Source organism: Altericroceibacterium indicum (assembly GCF_009828105.1).
Lineage (GTDB): Bacteria > Pseudomonadota > Alphaproteobacteria > Sphingomonadales > Sphingomonadaceae > Altericroceibacterium > Altericroceibacterium indicum.
Genome location: NZ_WTYQ01000003.1, coordinates 392,632 through 410,008, shown reverse-complemented (window position 1 = coordinate 410,008; position 17,377 = coordinate 392,632). Strand labels below are relative to the sequence as shown.

General features: G+C 55.2%; 13 protein-coding genes. 8 read left to right on the top strand and 5 right to left on the bottom strand.

Annotated elements, in window-relative coordinates; translation table 11 throughout:
* Positions 1-20 precede the first annotated feature (20 nt).
* The 4 genes from GRI39_RS10275 to GRI39_RS10260 form a co-directional block, all read right to left on the bottom strand.
* Complete coding sequence (locus GRI39_RS10275) at positions 21-968, bottom strand: hypothetical protein (RefSeq protein WP_160739599.1); 948 nt, start codon at positions 966-968, stop codon at positions 21-23.
* Between the two features lie 102 nt (positions 969-1,070).
* The gene (locus tag GRI39_RS10270) at positions 1,071-1,496 is read right to left on the bottom strand and encodes an organic hydroperoxide resistance protein (protein WP_160739598.1); all 426 of its coding nucleotides are present in this window, start codon (positions 1,494-1,496) and stop codon (positions 1,071-1,073) included.
* Positions 1,497-1,621: 125 nt separating this feature from the next.
* Positions 1,622-2,050, bottom strand: a complete 429-nt coding sequence (locus GRI39_RS10265; RefSeq protein WP_160739597.1) for a hypothetical protein — start codon at positions 2,048-2,050, stop codon at positions 1,622-1,624.
* Positions 2,040-2,744, bottom strand: a complete 705-nt coding sequence (locus GRI39_RS10260; protein ID WP_160739596.1) for an EI24 domain-containing protein — start codon at positions 2,742-2,744, stop codon at positions 2,040-2,042. Before GRI39_RS10260 ends, GRI39_RS10265 begins: the two co-directional genes overlap by 11 nt.
* Positions 2,745-2,822: 78 nt before the next feature.
* On the opposite strand from GRI39_RS10260, the gene GRI39_RS10255 reads away from it, so the two are divergent.
* Positions 2,823-3,818: an adenosine kinase gene (locus tag GRI39_RS10255; protein ID WP_160739595.1), complete on the top strand. Its 996-nt coding sequence runs from the start codon at positions 2,823-2,825 to the stop codon at positions 3,816-3,818.
* A gap of 78 nt (positions 3,819-3,896) precedes the next feature.
* On the opposite strand, the gene purD is transcribed toward GRI39_RS10255, so the two are convergent.
* Positions 3,897-5,189 carry a phosphoribosylamine--glycine ligase gene (gene purD / locus GRI39_RS10250; RefSeq protein WP_160739594.1) on the bottom strand — a complete coding sequence of 431 codons (1,293 nt, stop codon included), beginning with the start codon at positions 5,187-5,189 and terminating at the stop codon, positions 3,897-3,899.
* Between purD and xseA the strand changes: the two genes are divergently transcribed.
* From xseA to GRI39_RS10215, 7 genes are all read left to right on the top strand, one after another.
* Positions 5,188-6,708 carry an exodeoxyribonuclease VII large subunit gene (gene xseA, locus GRI39_RS10245; RefSeq protein WP_160739593.1) on the top strand — a complete coding sequence of 507 codons (1,521 nt, stop codon included), beginning with the start codon at positions 5,188-5,190 and terminating at the stop codon, positions 6,706-6,708. The two genes, purD and xseA, sit on opposite strands and share 2 nt — an antisense overlap.
* Positions 6,709-6,755: 47 nt before the next feature.
* Positions 6,756-6,962, top strand: a complete 207-nt coding sequence (locus tag GRI39_RS10240; RefSeq protein WP_160739592.1) for a DUF2093 domain-containing protein — start codon at positions 6,756-6,758, stop codon at positions 6,960-6,962.
* Positions 6,962-7,918, top strand: a complete 957-nt coding sequence (locus GRI39_RS10235; protein WP_160739755.1) for a M23 family metallopeptidase — start codon at positions 6,962-6,964, stop codon at positions 7,916-7,918. The genes GRI39_RS10240 and GRI39_RS10235 overlap by 1 nt, the downstream gene beginning before the upstream one ends.
* Positions 7,919-8,254: 336 nt before the next feature.
* Entirely contained in the window at positions 8,255-11,128 is a 2,874-nt protein-coding gene (locus tag GRI39_RS10230) for a TonB-dependent receptor (protein WP_246205022.1), read from the top strand.
* A gap of 512 nt (positions 11,129-11,640) precedes the next feature.
* Positions 11,641-14,697: a TonB-dependent receptor gene (locus GRI39_RS10225; RefSeq protein ID WP_160739591.1), complete on the top strand. Its 3,057-nt coding sequence runs from the start codon at positions 11,641-11,643 to the stop codon at positions 14,695-14,697.
* Between the two features lie 117 nt (positions 14,698-14,814).
* Entirely contained in the window at positions 14,815-16,263 is a 1,449-nt protein-coding gene (locus GRI39_RS10220; RefSeq protein WP_160739590.1) for a tetratricopeptide repeat-containing sulfotransferase family protein, read from the top strand.
* A complete protein-coding gene (locus tag GRI39_RS10215; RefSeq protein WP_160739589.1) occupies positions 16,260-17,321 on the top strand; it encodes an esterase-like activity of phytase family protein in 1,062 nt (353 codons plus the stop codon). The genes GRI39_RS10220 and GRI39_RS10215 overlap by 4 nt, the downstream gene beginning before the upstream one ends.
* Positions 17,322-17,377: the final 56 nt, after the last annotated feature.

Here is a 17,377-nt window from a genome sequence, read left to right as displayed (position 1 = left end):
TTGTGTGCGGGAGTGGCAGGTCAGCCCTGCTCTTCCGCCAGAAATGCCAGCAGCGCGAGATCATATTCGTCGCGGCTACCGTCCGCATTGAGATGCGCATCCAGCCAGAGCTGCTCTGCTGCTGAAATGACCCCGGCCTGTTTGATGATCGCTGCATGATCGGGCTTTTGTGGGGCGCTCTGCCTCTTCCCAAACACCACCCCAAGGCTGTTGGGCGCATGGCGCGCCATCTTGCCAAGAAATGCGCCTGTGTCGCTGCTATGGTCCGACATGAAGCGGTCCAGTTCTGCCGCTCGCTTGTATGACAGCACGTGTTTGGCGGGCGAAAAGCCTTTCAGATAATTGGCTACCCCTTGCACAAACAGGGTCTTCCATTCCGGCGCGTTGTCCGGGCAATGGACTGTCGCTTGCTTGATGCGGAACAGCATGTCGGCTTCCCGTTCGCTCACCGCAGCGGGGCGGTCGCTGGCAGGAGCGAAGATTACCCGGCGCAGGATGGAACATTCCGCCACGGTGACGAAATGGTCTGTCAGCTCACCCCCGCAGCGCGTGGGGCCAGTACCGGTAAGGATTTCGCGCTCCATAGCTTCCAGAATAAAGCTTTTGAGGACTTCCGGGGCCGTTTCCGCGCGTTCCACCAGCCGGACGAGCAAATCCATCTCGGCCATGCTTTCAACATGGCCTGATGCGCTCACCCGTTCAATCAGCCAGCGTGCATGTTCATCCGTTATATGGCCTTTAGGGTCGAGCGTATTGAGCACAAAATCGCCAATCGCTTCGACGAAGAAATCGGCCCATTCACCAGGCCGTTCTTCCAGCGCATCGTTCAGAGCAAAGATCGCCTCTGCCTGACTGGGCGAAATTTCACCACGAGACCAGCCTGTACGGCGCAAGGCCAGAACATCGGTGGAGGATATCACCCCATCGGCTGCGATAGATCGTGCAATGTCTTCAAATTGAATGCTCATACCCAGCCAATATGCCCCTTCTGCGCCAGAGCGGCATATTGGCGAGATAAGTTTAAGTCTGAGTTACTGCTCGGCTTTTCAAAAAGGCGAGCAGTACAACCGTCAGCGTGTGCTCACGTTAAGCGCCACGTCGATATTGCCTCGAACAGCGTTGGAATAAGGGCATACGGCATGGGCAGCAGCAACGATCTCTTCTGCCTTGGCCGGTTCAACGCCGGCAATTTCAACGTGAAGCGTGACCGCAAGATGAAAGCCGCCCTGATCATTGGGGAGCAGACCCACTTCACCTACCACTTCAATATCATCATCGCGCACCTTGTCAGGCTGTCCGTGCGTGACGTGGATGACGGCATTTTCAAAACAGGCTGCATAGCCGGCAGCGAACAATTGTTCAGGATTGGTCGCATTGCCCTTCCCACCCAGTTCTTTGGGCATGGCTAGGGTGAGATCGAGATTGCCATCATCGCTGCGGACCGTGCCGTTGCGTCCGCCGACAGCGGTGACTTTGGTGGTATAAAGCTGGCTCATATTATTCTCCTTCCAATGTTGAATCAAATCCACCAACGCCAAAGAAGTTAAATTGTGCCAAATTATATTTTACGCAATTAATATAGACAGGCCAAGAATCTCGTCGCTTCACGATCACGCTGCACTTAGCGCTTCAGAGCCGCGACACAGGCTGCGCGATCCACGTCCCGCCCGTCGCTTTCACGTCTGGCATCCACATAGGTGGCGACCGGTTCAGCGCCTTTTTGCAGCGGGTAAAGATAGATATCGAGCACGCAGGCTGTTCCGCCAAATTGCAGCTTGCGCATATCGCCTTCACGCACATCCAGACGCGGCGCGCCAAACATGCGGGTCAGCGATTTGCTATCCTTCAGAATCACATTCTCAAGGCCTGCCATGCGCAGAATTTGCGGCGGCTGGAAGCCATGGGTCGGTGGCGGCATGTTGGGTTTGGTGGGCGGCACATGGGTTGGCCGCTCTGGCCGGGGTGGCGGCGTGCTGTTGCCGGTGATTCCACCGGGGCTCACGCAGGCCGCCAACAGGGGGAGCATCAGCAGTGCCGGGTTAAACCGCATGTCTGTCTCTCTTACGATGAAGAAGGTGGGTTGCCGCAGCCGCGCCAAGCACGGGGGCAATGAAATTGACGAAGGGAACCAGCAGCAAGGCGGCCACCGCTCCGCCAAGAATTACGCGTTCAGGCCGGGAAAAGGGAACCGGGGCATGTGCGGACGGGCGATGGCGCAGCCACACCATGTCCTGCAATTCGCGACCCAGCAGAACCGCGTTGACGGCCCAGAACAAGATCGCCGGGCCAATGCCAGTAGGAATCAGCAGCAGGGCAAATGGCAGCGCGATGAGGTTCGCCAGCAAGGCGCGGCCCGCTGCGGCAAGGCCCACGGACCATTCTTCGCGCAAGGGGATGTTCCTCAATGTCTGGGCTGCTTGGGGGTAATGCCGCGTTTCCACTGCGTCCACCACATCGTCAGCGAAGAATTGGACCACACCCATCGCCACAATCCGCCAGACCAGCCACAGGCCAATGAGGGAAAGGAGCAGGCTCACCGTCTGGCGCAAAGCGCCTGAACCGCTGAAAAGGTCGTCCGACAAGCCCAAGATGCTCAAAGTCCAATCCAGCAAAACCCAGGCGCCTGTGCCTAAAACAGCGGCGATCACCAGCGTCAGCGCGAAGCTCTTGGCGAGGATGCGCCACAGTTTCGGCCCGGCCAATTGGCCAAGTGCAAGCAGAAGACTGGTGACAATTATCGGCATATAAGGTTGCGATTGCGCGGCCTTGCGTCCAAGTCAACGCCCGAATGCCCAAAGCATTGCCAGTAAATGAGGAATCCCATGAGTGAACCCAGATATGATGTCGTCGCGATCGGCAATGCCATCGTCGATGTGATGTCTCCCTGTGAAGACGAATTGATTGAAGAGCTTGATCTGGTGCGGGGGGGGATGACCCTGATCGACACCGAACGGGCGAAAGAACTCTACGCCGCCATGGGGCCAGCGCGTGAAATTTCCGGTGGGTCCGCCGCCAATACACTGGCTGGTCTGTCCGCCCTCGGCTCGCAATGCGCTTTCATCGGCCAGGTGGCGGACGATCAGCTTGGCGATGTGTTTGGCCACGATATTCGCGCGGTGGGTATTGATTTCGATACAGCGCCCCGCCCCGGTGAACCGCCAACGGCCCGTTGCCTGATTTTCGTCACCAAAGACGGTCAGCGCACGATGAATACCTATCTAGGTGCCACTCAGTTCCTGCCGGCCGATGCGCTGGATCTGGATGTGGTGGCCGGTGGGTCGATCCTGTTCCTCGAAGGCTATTTGTGGGACCCGGAAGAACCGCGCGCTGCTATGCGCCGGGCGATTGACGCGGCCAAGAATGCTGGCCGCAAGGTTGCCTTCACCCTGTCCGATCCTTTCGTGATTTCCCGCCATGGGCAGGATTTCCACGATCTGATCGATGCAGGTTTGCTGGACATCATCTTTGCCAACCATCTCGAACTGGCCGCCCTGACGGGTGAAGATGATTTCGAAGCAGGCATTGCGTTGCTGTCTGCCCGTGTGCCGGTGCTGGTCGTCACACGCGGGGCAGAAGGCGCTGTGGTTGTCGCCCATGGGGAACGCGCTGAAGTGGCGGCGGAACCAATCGAACAGGTGGTGGACACGACTGGCGCTGGTGATTTGTTCGCCGCTGGTTTCCTCCACGCTTTCGTGCGCGATGAACCGCTGGAAAAATGCCTCCGCCTTGGTGCCATCGCTGCGGCAGAAATCATCTCGCATTACGGCGCAAGGCCGGAAGTCGATTTGAAAGCGCTGGCTGCAAAGAAGTTGGGCTGATGGAATGAATGGGAGGGCGCTTTGCCCTCCCATTTCATAATGCGCTCGGCGTTCAACCGAGCGGTTTGGACAAGCCGCTTACTTCTCTCCGCGAGCGATTTCACGCCAGCCGATATCGCGGCGATAGAAGCCTGATGGGAAGTCGATGCTCTCCACCGCTGTGTATGCGTTCAATTGCGCTGTGGCGGTGTTGTGTCCCTTTGAGGTCACGTTCAGTACCCGTCCCCCATTGGCTACCAGATCGCCATTTTCTGTGCGTTTTGTGCCTGCATGGAAGACCTTGGCACCATTGCGCTCACTCTCGCCAATGCCTTGAATAAGCCCCCCTTTTTCAGGGGAATCAGGGTATCCTTTGGCCGCCATCACCACGGTGAGCGCCACGTCCTTGGCAAATTTTGCCTGCTCCATCGCGCCCAAACGGCTTTCGGCACAGGCCAGCAGATAGTCAGCCAGATCGCCTTCAAACCGCATCATCAGAACCTGACATTCAGGGTCTCCGAAGCGGCAATTATATTCGATCAGCTTGGGGCCATCCTCGGTCAGCATCAGCCCTGCATAAAGCACGCCGGAATAGGGCATCCCCTCATCCGCAAGGGTTTTGACGGTCGGCGCGATGATTCGCTGCATCACCTGTGCCCGCAGCTCAGGGGTGAGGATTTTGGCCGGGCTATATGCGCCCATTCCCCCGGTATTGGGGCCGGTATCGCCCTCCCCAACCCGTTTGTGATCCTGCGCACTGCCAAAGGCCATGACAGAAGCACCATCGGTCAGAGCAAAGAAGCTGGCTTCTTCGCCTTCCATGAATTCTTCGATCACCACTTCCGCGCCAGCAGCGCCGAACCGCCCGCCGAACATATCGTCAAGCGCGGCTTCAGCTTCGGCGCGATCCGCCGCAATCACGACGCCCTTGCCTGCGGCCAACCCGTCAGCCTTCAGCACATAGGGCGCTTTGAAACGCTCCAGTGCGTGCACAGCATCGTCGAGACTGGTGGTGCGGATATAGCCAGCGGTGGGGATATTCGCCCGCTCGCACAGATCCTTGGTGAAGCCCTTGCTGCCTTCCAGCTGCGCGGCTGCTTTGGAAGGGCCAAACACCGCAACACCTTCTGATCGCAGTGAATCAGCCAGACCGTCCACCAGCGGCGCTTCCGGCCCGATGACCACAAGGCCAATGGATTTCTCGTTACAAAAGCTGGCTACCTGCCCATGATCTGTGGCATCGAGCGCCACCAATTCGGCATGGTCAGCCATCCCCGGATTGCCAGGAGCGGCAAAAAGCGTGCCCCCCTCCTTGGCAATTGCGCGTGATTGCGCCAGTTTCCATGCCAGCGCATGTTCGCGTCCACCCGAACCCAGCAAAAGGATATTCATGCCCGGCCTTCCCTTCGATGATAATATGTCTTCTGGCGGGCTGGTAGCCAAGGCTTCGCGCGGGGACAACGCTGCACCGCTTTCCATCACCGAAATTTCCACCCGGCTGAAACGCGCTGTGGAGGATCAGTTTGGCCATGTGAAGCTTCGTGGCGAACTTTCCGGCGTGAAACGTGCGGCTTCCGGCCATCTTTACTGCGCCCTCAAGGATGAGAAGGCGGTGATCGATGGGGTTATGTGGAAGGGCAACGCACAACGTCTGTCCTTCCTGCCTGAAGACGGGATTGAAGTGATCGCCAGCGGTAAGCTGACCACCTACCCCGGCCGCTCCAAATATCAGATCGTGATCGATTCTATGGAGATCGCCGGCGAAGGCGCGCTGCTGGCACTACTGGAAAAGACTCGGAAGAGGCTTGAAGCCGAAGGGCTTTTTGCGCCTGAACGCAAACGTGCCCTACCCTTTATTCCGCGCAGAATCGGCGTGGTTACCTCTCCCACGGGTGCGGTTATTCGTGATATTCTGCACCGGTTGGCGGATCGTTTTCCCAGCCATGTGATGGTCTGGCCGGTCATGGTGCAGGGGCAAGGATCTGCGGAGCAGGTCGCCCATGCGGTGCGTGGCTTTGGCCAATTGCCTGATGATGTGCGCCCTGATCTCCTGATTGTGGCGAGGGGCGGCGGTTCGATTGAGGATTTGTGGAGCTTCAATGAAGAAGTGGTGGTTCGCGCGATTGCCGATTCATCGATCCCTATCATCAGCGCTGTGGGCCATGAAACGGACACGACATTGGCCGATTTCGCAGCCGACCGGCGCGCGCCGACCCCTACTGCAGCGGCCGAAATCGCTGTGCCAGTGCTGCGCGATCTGGCGGCCACGCTGGATGAATACGCCTTCCGCCAGCGCAAATGCGCTTTGCGCCCCGTGGACCTTGGACGGGAACGTCTCGAAGCGCGGGCAAACCGTCTCCCCAAGCCCGAAGCACTGCTGCAACAATCTACGCAAAAGCTGGATGATTTGGGGGAACGCCTCCGTCGTGGCCTCGCTGATTGCGCGTCGACGGCCAGAGAGCGGCTGCAAGCTGATCGCGCAAGGCTGTCGGTGCATATGTTGCAGCGGCCCGTGCAGGAAGGGCGCTTGCGGCTGGATGCGCAGGGCAACCGGCTTGGCGCAGGATTGCGGCAGGCAGTCCAACTGGGTGAGCGGCGGCTCGATCAGGCAGGCGCAGGCCTCCGCCCCGCGCTCATTCGCGCAAGAATCGACCGGGCGCGTGGAATGTTGGACAGCTTCTCTCGCGTGCTGCCGCAATTGGACCCGGACAAGCCTCTGGAGCGCGGATATGCCCGGGTCATCGCATCGGACAATCGCACGATGACATCGCAAAAAGCGGCTTCGGCTGAAGCCAGACTCACGCTGAAATTCCATGATGGTGAGTTGGAAGTCGTCACTGGTTCCCCCCCGCTACGCAAGCCAGGCCGCACTCCACCTGCCTCGCCTGCCGAGCAGGGCGACCTGTTCTGAGCTGCGGGGCGCTTGCCCCTTTGCCCTCCAATGCCTAGATGGAAGGCATGTTGATGCCTTCAGGCGGTGGACGTGCCGCAACTCTCATTTACGGGCCAAGTGCCTTCCGTGTTGTCAAAGCAGGCGACTTCGTCGTTTGTGCTGTGAGCGGAGAATCCATTCCGCTTGAGGAATTGCGATATTGGAGCGTGGATAGGCAGGAAGCCTATGCCAGCCCGTTGATTGCAACGCGCCGCATCCTCGATCAGGCATGATGCCAGCAACCGGGTCGCGCCTCGTCTTTGTTGGGGCTGTAGTGGCAATTCTGTCCGCGCTGTCCGCCTGTGCGGTTGTCCCTTCCGCCAGCAAGGGCGGCGGTGAAGAGGTTGCGGTTGTGCAACCCCTCCCTGCTAAACCTCAGGTTGTTAAGCCGGCTCCTGCGGCGAAGGCACCCGCGCCCAAACCGACCGGCCCAACGACTTTTGTCTATTCTGGTGAGCTGACACAAGGCGGTTGGATACGCGGGCAGGCTCCTGCTGGGACAGTTTCTGCCAAGCTGGGCGATCAGGATCTCACACTGACCGATAAGGGCGAATTTTTCGCCGCTTTCGACCGCGATGCCGGTACACAAGAACTGTTGGTTGCAAGTTTGTCCGATGGCCGCAAGGTTGAAAGCCCGGTGGCGATTTCGCCGCGTAAATGGAATATAGAACACATAAATGTCGCTCGCCATGCCGGTGGCCCAAGCGAAGCCTTCATGAAGCGCCGCCGCCCTGAGCTGGCACAAATTCATGCCGCTCGCGCAGTATTCGCCGATAGCGATGGCTGGAGTCAGAATTTTATCTGGCCGGTCAAAGGCCGGATTTCAGGGCGCTTTGGCTCTCAGCGGATCTATCGTGGCGAACCCGGCAGCTATCACACAGGTCTCGATATCGCCACGGGTGAAAGTGGCACCCCGATTGTCGCCCCTGCCGATGGAGTGGTGGTTCTGGCGGCGAATAAACCCTTCAGTCTTGAAGGTAATCTGTTGATGATTGACCACGGCATGGGCCTCAACAGCGCCTTTCTTCATCTGTCCGAAATCGACGTTAAAAATGGACAAAAAGTGCGTCAGGGAGAGATGATTGGTAGAATCGGATCATCCGGCCGAGCAACAGGCCCTCACCTCCACTGGAGCATCAAATGGCGCGACGCGCGCCTCGATCCGTTGTTGTTCCTTCCGCCGATGTAAAGAAGTATCGGGGGCAGGTTTAATATCCAATTGGCCCCTTCTTTCAGCCGTGCGGTAATTTAGCAACGCATCTTGCAATAATGAGTTGGAAAACGTAATATTATTATATAAAGCGACTTTTCTCGTAGGATTTTAGCGCTTTAAGATTTGTGGCTACCATGCCACAGTTGGCTCACGAACGAGTGCTGTAATGAAACAGTCACTTTACGTGGAGCCCATAATAAATTTGATTGCGCCTCATCATTCGCCGGATCAGCTTTTTAAAATCGGTTGATCAAAGCGACTGGAACGATCCCGCGACCTGAGGGCGCGGGTTTTCAAGTTAGGGGACAAATTTTGACCTACTCCAAGAATATTGCTCTGCGTCTCAGTGCAGCACCTCTCGCGCTTGGACTGGCGCTTGCGGCAGCTCCTGCATTCGCACAAGACCAAGCTGCTGACGACAACGCAGCCGATGTCATCGTTGTGACCGGTTCGCGCATCACCAATCCTAACCTGGTGACTTCCAGCCCGGTCAAGGTGCTCGGCGCTGAAGAACTTCAGCTTCGCCAGACCGTCAATGCTGAAGATCTCGTTGGTGATCTTCCCGGTGTGACAACTGGTATCAGCTCTGCTGTCAACAATGGCAGCAACGGTACATCGACGTTCAACCTTCGTGGTCTGGGCGATAACCGTAACCTCGTTTTGATCGACGGTAACCGGATTGTTCCATCAGGCCTGTCCTCTGTTGTCGACCTTAACAACATTCCGACTGCGCTGATCGAGCGTACTGAAGTCCTGACGGGCGGCGCATCATCTGTGTATGGTGCTGACGCTGTGGCAGGCGTTCTTAACTTCGTGATGAAGAAGGACTTCTCCGGCGTACAGCTGAATACAAGCTATGGCCTGACCGAAGAAGGCGACGGCGACACATTCAACGCTGACATCACCATGGGCGGCAATTTTGCTGATGGTCGTGGTAATGCGGTTGTGTCCTTCGGCTATCAGAACGTAAAGCCTGTTCTGATGGGCGATCGGTCCTTCAGTCGCGAGACTTTGGATGTTGACGGCTCACTTGTCGGTTCAGGCACGAGCACGCCAACCCGTGTGAATCTGATTAATCTGCGTGATGCTAACGATAAGAAGCTGAGCCAGTTTGACCCAGACACAGGTACACTGGTTCCAACTTATAACACCTATAACTTCGCGCCGGATAACTATTTCCAGACACCGCGTAAGCGTTACAATGCTTATGCGTCGGCATGGTATGATCTGACCGATAGCGTCGAACTTTATGCCAAGGGCATGTTCAACCGGACAACTGTGAACCTGCAACTTGCCCCTTCGGGCATGTTTGGTGACACATGGCAGCTCCCGCTTAACAACCCGTTCCTGCCAGCAGGTGTCCAGCAGCAGCTTTGTGCCGATAACGGCATCACTGACTGTGCAGGCGCGATTGCTAACGGTACCGAAATCACGACTACGATTAATCGTCGTTTCGTGGAAATGGGTGCTCGTAAGGCTCAGTACACCACGAACATGTTCCAGGGTTGGGTCGGGGCACGCGGTGACCTGACAGACCTTATCAAGTTCGATGTTTCGGCAAGCTATGGCGAGTCCGAAAAGACCCGCACATATAACAATTGGGGTTTGAAATCCCGCGTTCAGCAGGCGTTGCGCGCAGTTGATGCAAATACCTGTGTTGATGAATCCAACGGTTGTGTGCCGATCAACCTGTTCGGTGATGGAAAGGCCATCAGCGATGGCACGATTGCCTTCATTAATGCCCCTACGATCGTTCAGGTGAAAACCTCGATGAGCGTTTTGAACGCAACGCTGAACGGCGATCTGACTGAAACCGGCTTCCTTGGTGCGACCACTCCAATCGGTTTCGCTCTGGGCGGTGAATATCGCAAATACACTGCTGACCAGGTTTCCGATTCTGCTTCCAGCACGCAGGACGAAGTCTTGGGCACCGGTGCTCCTTCACCCAGCTACTCGGGTGAGTATGATGTTTGGGAAGCATATGCTGAACTTAACGTTCCGCTGATTGAAGACCAGCCATTCATCAACAGCCTGAGTGCAGAAGGCGGCATCCGCTATTCACACTACTCTACGTCCGGCGATACCTGGACGTATAAGGGCGGCCTGAACTGGGAACCAATTGATGGTCTTCGTTTCCGCGGCAACTATCAGCACGCTGTTCGGGCACCAAACCTTGAAGAGCTGTTCCTGCCTGCCTCAACCGGCCTTGGCAGCCTTTCCAAGGATCCTTGTGCAGGTCCTGGCATCTCCGCAACGCTGAGTGCGATTTGTATTGCGCAGGGCGCTCCTGCTGCCATCATTGGCAATATCGATCAGCCTTCTGCAAGCCAGATCAATGTAACTCAGGGTGGTTCACTCAGCCTGAAGCCAGAAAAGGCAGATTCCTACACGCTGGGTATGGTTGTAACGCCAACTCAGGTCCCGGGTCTGTCCTTCACGGCCGATTACTACCACATCAAGATTACGGACCCGATTGAATATCTGTCCACCAACACAATCTTGAACGCATGTTATGATCCGAACAATGACGGTGATTACTCTGATGCCAATCCGAACGCACCTGAATGCGCATTGATTGGTCGTAACCCGCTCAATGGTTCGTTGAATGGCGGCGGCGATACGCCTGGTGTTACTCTGGCACTGGGCAACCAGGACGGTGAAATCATTTCGTCCGGTATCGACGTTTCGGTTGCTTACAGCCGTCCGACAAACTTCGGTGGTTTGAACTTCAGCTTCAATGGTAACTGGACCGATCAGTTCCTGACTGCTGACGGTGTAGAATGTGCCGGTAAGTACGGTTCAACCTGTGACCCGATGCTGCCGAAATTCTCCTTCCAGTTCCGCTCCACTGTTTCCCTTGACAACATCGGTGATTTCTCGCTGCTGTGGCATTGGATGGACGGAATGGAATATGAAGATCGTGCCGCTGAACTGGCCGATCCGGAATCTTCGGTTCTTCCGGAATATATGAAGATCGATTCATACAGCACGTTTGATCTGACATACCGCAAGGACGTGTTCGAAAACGTAACCTTCACAATGGGTGTATCGAACCTGTTCGATAAGAAGCCACCGATCGTCAGCAACTACATTGGCGATGGTACCTATAACGCTGGTAACACATACCCATCGACATATGACGCTCTGGGCCGCCGTTACATGGCAACTCTTAGCGCCAAATTCTGATAGGTTTCTCTCTTTGAGAATAGAAAGGCGCGGGCTTCGGCTCGCGCCTTTTTGTTTGCGTGTATACCTTGTTAGGCGGCTCACTCGCGAACCGCTCTGTAGCTTGTGATTGGCTCAGCGACTTGTGAAGGTTCACTGGTTTATCATCTGATAAGGTACTGCCTTGAGCCGCCGGGCATTATACAGATTGTAAAATCTTGAATTCTCAAGATATTACAATGCTCAGCGACAGCAGCCTAAGCATATTCCCGTATGTTGAAATTTAACGCTTCAGATATCTAATAATATTACAAATCAGCTTCGAATCTGTGGCGCAGAAGTTACAGTTTCAACCATATGTTCATCTGGCCTTCAGCTAGACTTTACACTTTGGATACAATGCGGTCCATTACCTCCCATCAGGTTTGGGGACTGTGCCTGCTGTCAACACTTACGGGGTAGGTGGGGGCGTTCCCAAACATGTTCTGACGGATGCTCGTAACGAGCAGTCGAATGAAATAGGGGACTGGAACTTGAAGAAATTTTCGAAAGCCTTGCGGGGTAGCGCGGCACCATTGGCACTTGCTCTGGGAGGCATCAGCGCCGCAGCCATGTTCGCCGCACCTGCTGCCGCCCAGGATTATACCAATGTCACCGCATCAGGCCGCATTGTCAGCACCGATGGCGAACCCATCGCGGATGCCAGCATCACCATCGTATCAAACGCTCAAGGCTTCAGCAGGACAGCGACGACCAACTCAAGCGGCACTTATCGCATCGGTCAGGTGCCGGCTGGTAATTACACGGTTACTGTTTCAGCAGACGGATATGAAACTTTCACCGATCCAAGGGTGACGTTGTCTCAGAACGGCGCTGCGAACCAGTTCGCGCTTGTACCGGTGGGCGGTTCACACGGCGAAATTATCGTTACTGCAGGCCGTACTGAAGTTGTCGACTTCAACCGTACGACGACCGGGCTTGTCGTCAAAGTGGCTGACCTTGCTGACCGTGTGCCTGTCGCACGTGATCTGACATCGATCATCGAATTGTCTCCTGGCACAACCCAGGGGGATACTGCCTTCGGGAACCTTCCCAATATCGGAGGCTCTTCGGTTTCGGAAAACCAGTATTTTGTGAACGGCCTCAACATCACCGATTTTCGCAAAGGGCTCGGTGCTGGAACCGTTCCATTTGATTTCTATGAAACAGTCGAAGTCAAGAATGGTGGCTATCAGGCTGAATTCGGCCCGGCTACCGGCGGTGTTATCAACGCCACAACCAAATCCGGTTCAAATGAATATCACGCCAGTCTGAAATTCAACTGGGAGCCAGATGGCCTTCGCAGTGACAGCCCGTACAGCCGCGACCCATATTCTGGCAATCTCTATGTCGACAACAGCATGGATGGGGTCGATAAGAAGGATGCGATCATTCAGGCTTCAGGCCCGATCATTAAAGATCGCCTGTTCGTATATGGCCTCTATCAGTTCCGTGATTATACCACGAACAGAGGCCTTGCGACTTCGAACATTTACGAGAACCGTTATACCGATAGCCCATTCTGGGCAGTCAAAGTGGACGCTGTTCCCATTGATGGCCATCGCCTCGAATTTACCTATTTCGATAGCTCGGGCACCGAAACTTATAGCAATTATACCTATGATCCTGAAACTGATATTGTCGATAAATATGAAGCGGGAGAGCTTTATAATTACGGCGGTAAAAACTATGTCGGCCGCTACACGGGCAACTTTACAGATTGGCTGACAGTTTCCGCTGCCTACGGTAAAAGCAAGCTTTCTGACACTTACACGCCAAGTGATCCGAACCGTCCATACGTTGCCGATTATCGTAGCGGTGAACTGCAAATCATCGGTAACCCAAGCAATACAATCGAATTTGCGAAAGATGAACGCGAGTTCTATCGTGGCGACGTCGATGTATTCTTCGAAGCGCTGGGGTCGCACCATATTCGTGGCGGCTATTACCGTGAAAATCTGAATTCCATTAACGAAACACGATATACCGGCGGTGTGGCATATTCCTATTATACAGCTGGCGCAGGCGATCTTTATGCCGCGCCAGGTGTAGATTATGCCGCAGGCCGAACCTTCATCAACGGTGGTACTTTCTCTACTGTCAACGACGCGTTCTATATTCAGGACAATTGGTCTTTGATGGGTGATCGGCTGCAATTGCAGTTGGGCATCCGCAACGACCGTTTCCGTAATAAAAATGCTGACGGTGTAGCGTTCTATGAATCGGGAGATCAATGGGGGCCGCGTGCTGGCTTTACCTTTGACGTATTCGATGATGGACGGGCGAAGCTCTATGGTTCTTTCGGCCGTTACTTCCTGCCGATCCCTGCGAATACCAATATTCGCTTGGCCGGCGCGGAATTTGACCAGACACGCTACAATGTTCTGGAAGGCGTGAACGAGGATGGTTCGCCAGTTCTCGGTGCCCCTTTGATTGGATTTGAAGGATCAGCGGCCTGTCTCGATACAGGTACGGAAAACTGCGAAGTTATTTCCAATGGTACTGCCAACCCAACCGAAGCACTGGTTTCAAAGAGCCTCAAGCCGCAATCCATGGATGAATATATCATCGGCGGTGAAATGCGCTTTGGTGAAAAATGGGTCTTTGGTCTTTATGGCACATACCGCAGTCTGAACCGTTCCTTGGAAGACAGCGCTATTGATGCGGCAGTCAACAATTACTGTGCCGACAATGGTTATGACAGGGATGCTTGTGAAGGTATCTGGTCGGGGTTCCATCAATATGTGCTGATCAACCCGGGCGATTCCGCGACAATTACACTGTCTGATCCATTGCCGGGTGAAACCGATCTGCGGACGATCGATTTCACGGCAGAGCAACTGGGCTATCCTGCTGCAAAGCGCACCTACAAGGCGATTACAGCCACTTTCGAACGCGAGTTTGACGGTGTTTGGAGCCTTCAAGGGTCTTACACATGGTCCAAGCTCAAGGGGAACACCGAAGGCGGTGTGAAATCTGATAATGGTCAGGATGACTCCGGAATCACGACTGACTTTGACCAGCCCGGCTTGACCAATGGCGCTTATGGCTATCTGCCGCCGCACCGTGAGCACAACTTCAAGATCTTTGGCTCTTATCAGCCAACGAACTGGCTCGTGCTCGGTGGGTCTGCGACTGTGCAGTCGCCACGGAAATTTGGCTGTATCGGGCGTATTCCTAGCACAATTGATCCCTATGCAGGTGCCTATGGCGCGGCTGCCTGGTATTGTAACGTTGATGGAAACGGAGATATTATCTCTGACCCATCAGTAACAGTCCCTGCCAATTCCACAACGCTGACGCCGCGCGGTTCGCAGTTCGACAGTGATTGGCTCACAGAAGTCAGCCTCTCTGCTGTGTTCAAACTGCCGGTTGAAGATTTTGACTCCTCATTCCGTGTGGACGTTTTCAATATCTTCAATTCAAAGGCAAAGCTCGATTTCGAAGAGCGTGGAACATTGTCAAACTTCCAACCGCGCAGTTCCTATGGCGTGGCTACCGGTTATCAAACGCCGCGCTACGTACGTTTCCAGTTCCAGATGGGCTTCTAAACGCCCTGACCAGTTTGAAAACAGGGAAAGGGCTCCGCTTGGCGGGGCCCTTTTTCTTTGCCCAAAACAGCCATATTCGAAACTTACAATCACGTGCTGTCTTGCTATGGCTGCTGGATGACAGAGCAAACCGGGCCCGAATATATTCGCCAATTCGTCTCCGCTCTTCAAAGGCGGGATCATGGCGCAGTTCTGAGTGCGGTGCGCGGCCTTGTTCAGTTACGCTACCCCATGGGTCAGCAATGGCGCAGTGTGGCCACTGTTATGCTCAAGGATGGCGAGTTCGCTCTGGCACGAGCAGCGGCCGATCTTCTGGTTGAACAGGTTGCAAGCACACTTACCCGCTTCGATGCTGCGGCCATCAAGGCCAAGGCGGGCGATTTGTCAGGAGCGCAAGCGCTACTGAAAACTGTACCCCAATCCGTACCTGATCCCGTTCAGAATGCCTATTTCCAGGGTATGCTCGCGTTTGATCAAGGGGAAATCGAGACGGCACGCAGCTATTTGAGGCGGGCGGTGGAATATGCACCCCAAACCGGGCCGGCCTGGCTCGGTTTGGCAAAAGCCGGCGGCATTCGATCAGAAGATGAAGCGGTGTTGAAAGAGCTGTGTGCCAATCTTCAACCAGCAGCGGCTATTCCTTTTTATTATGCGCTTGGCAGTCTGAAGCATTCTGCCAAGGATTACGCTTCGGCTTTTGCTGCATTTAGCGAGGCTGGTCAGCTTCAGGCGCAAATCACGCCCTATGATATGTTGAAAGATCAGGAGGAGCTCTCGCACATTCTTTCCGAATGGAGCCGGGATGCTATTCAGGAACTGGCGATTCATGATGACAAGGTGGGCCCCATATTTGTTACAGGTCTGCCACGCTCCGGGACAACACTTGTAGAGCAAATTCTTGCTTCACACAGCCATATAGTTGGGGGAGGGGAGGTAGAAATCCTCGCCCATTGCCGGCGCATTTTAGGAAGTGCAAACCCCATACAGTTGCGCTCTCGTGATAATATTTGGCAAGCTCTGGAGAGTGCTCAAGCCCATTATCACAGGCTGATGGCGGATCGTTTCGGCACAGGGCGGGTCGTTGATAAATCACTGAGCACGACGCGCCTGATGGGATTCGCTGCCATTCTGTTTCCGAATGCCCGGTTCATCTGGTTGGAACGGAACCCACGGGATTGTGCCTGGTCAATATTCAGCAATCACTTTGCTGAAGGGATTGATTGGTCCCAATCCCTGGAATTGATTGCCCGTCGTTCAGCGAGTGAGCATCGCCTGCGCCATTTTTGGCAGGAGACACTGGGTGAGCGATTGATGAGCGTGCAGTATGAAGAATTGGTGCGTAATTCGGAGCGGGAAATCAAGCGAATGGCGGAGCATGTCGGGCTGCCATTCGAAGCCGCTATGCTAACGCCACATAGTTCGAAGAGGGTTGTCACGACAAACAGTTCGGCTCAGGTCCGGGAACCCATATCGACTCAATCGATCGGCAGTTCTGAGCCATATGCGCAATGGCTGGAGCCATTTGGCGTCGCATATGCACAAGCGCGTAAAGATCTCGGTTTGTGAGCAGGCTTGCTGCTGCTTCTATTAAGCGACTGCTACTCGGCCTGCTCGTTGCCATCTGTCTCTTGCCGCCGATCTGGTGGCGATCGCCGGTTCCGCCGCCCTGGTCGGATGGAGCGATGCAGATTACCCGGCTTGTGGGTGAAAGTGACCTGCCAGCGGCACAGGGGCATATGCGGCTGATGGGTGTGTGGCAGCTTGCGAGCGATGCGCGGGAGTTTGGAGGCTATTCCAGCTTGCTGGCGATGCCTGATGGGCAATTTCAGACTTACAGTGACTTTGGCTGGCGTTTGCGCTTTTCCGCACCTGGCGCACCACAACGGCCTGCTCGGCTCGATCACGTACCGACTGATCGTAAACTGCTGAAAAAGTGGCAAAGTGATATCGAATCGGCCACGCGTGACCCCAAGACCGGTGATATCTGGCTTGGATATGAAGGCATGAACATGATCCGCCGGCATTCTGCAGCGAATGGCAAATGGGCCTCTGTGCATCCGCCCGAAATGGCACATTGGCCACATAATAGCGGCGCTGAATCCCTCCTGCGGTTGGCAGATGGGCGCTTCATTGTCATGTCTGAAGGTGGGACGGGGCCGAAACCCGCGCCGAGCGTGGGGCTGCTTTATGATCATGATCCCGTGGAGGGCGGCACGCCGCTGATCTTCGGGCTGGCACACCCCAAAGGCTATCGGTCCACCGATATGGCGCAACTACCGGACGGGCGGGTTCTGATTTTGCTACGCGATTTTGATCCGCCATTTCCGCCGATATTTCGTTCACGGCTCCTGATTGCGGACCCGGCGACGATCAAGAAAGGCCAATATTGGCATTGGCAGACATTGCTCGACTTTGCATCGCCCATTCCTTCGGAAAATTATGAGGGCTTAGCCGTTCGTGATCTGGGGGGAGGGTTAGTCGATCTGTGGATGATTTCGGATGACAATCAGGCTGTGCTACAGCAAACGCTATTGCTCCAGATCCGTTGGGACATGGGGCAGGCCAAAGGGAAGCAAACTGAGGCCGCTGCAACCCAGGCCCTGAAAATGAGCTCAGCCCATTAACGAAGACACGAAAAGGCGCACGGAATACCGCACGCCCTTATCGCGTAGCTCTTCTG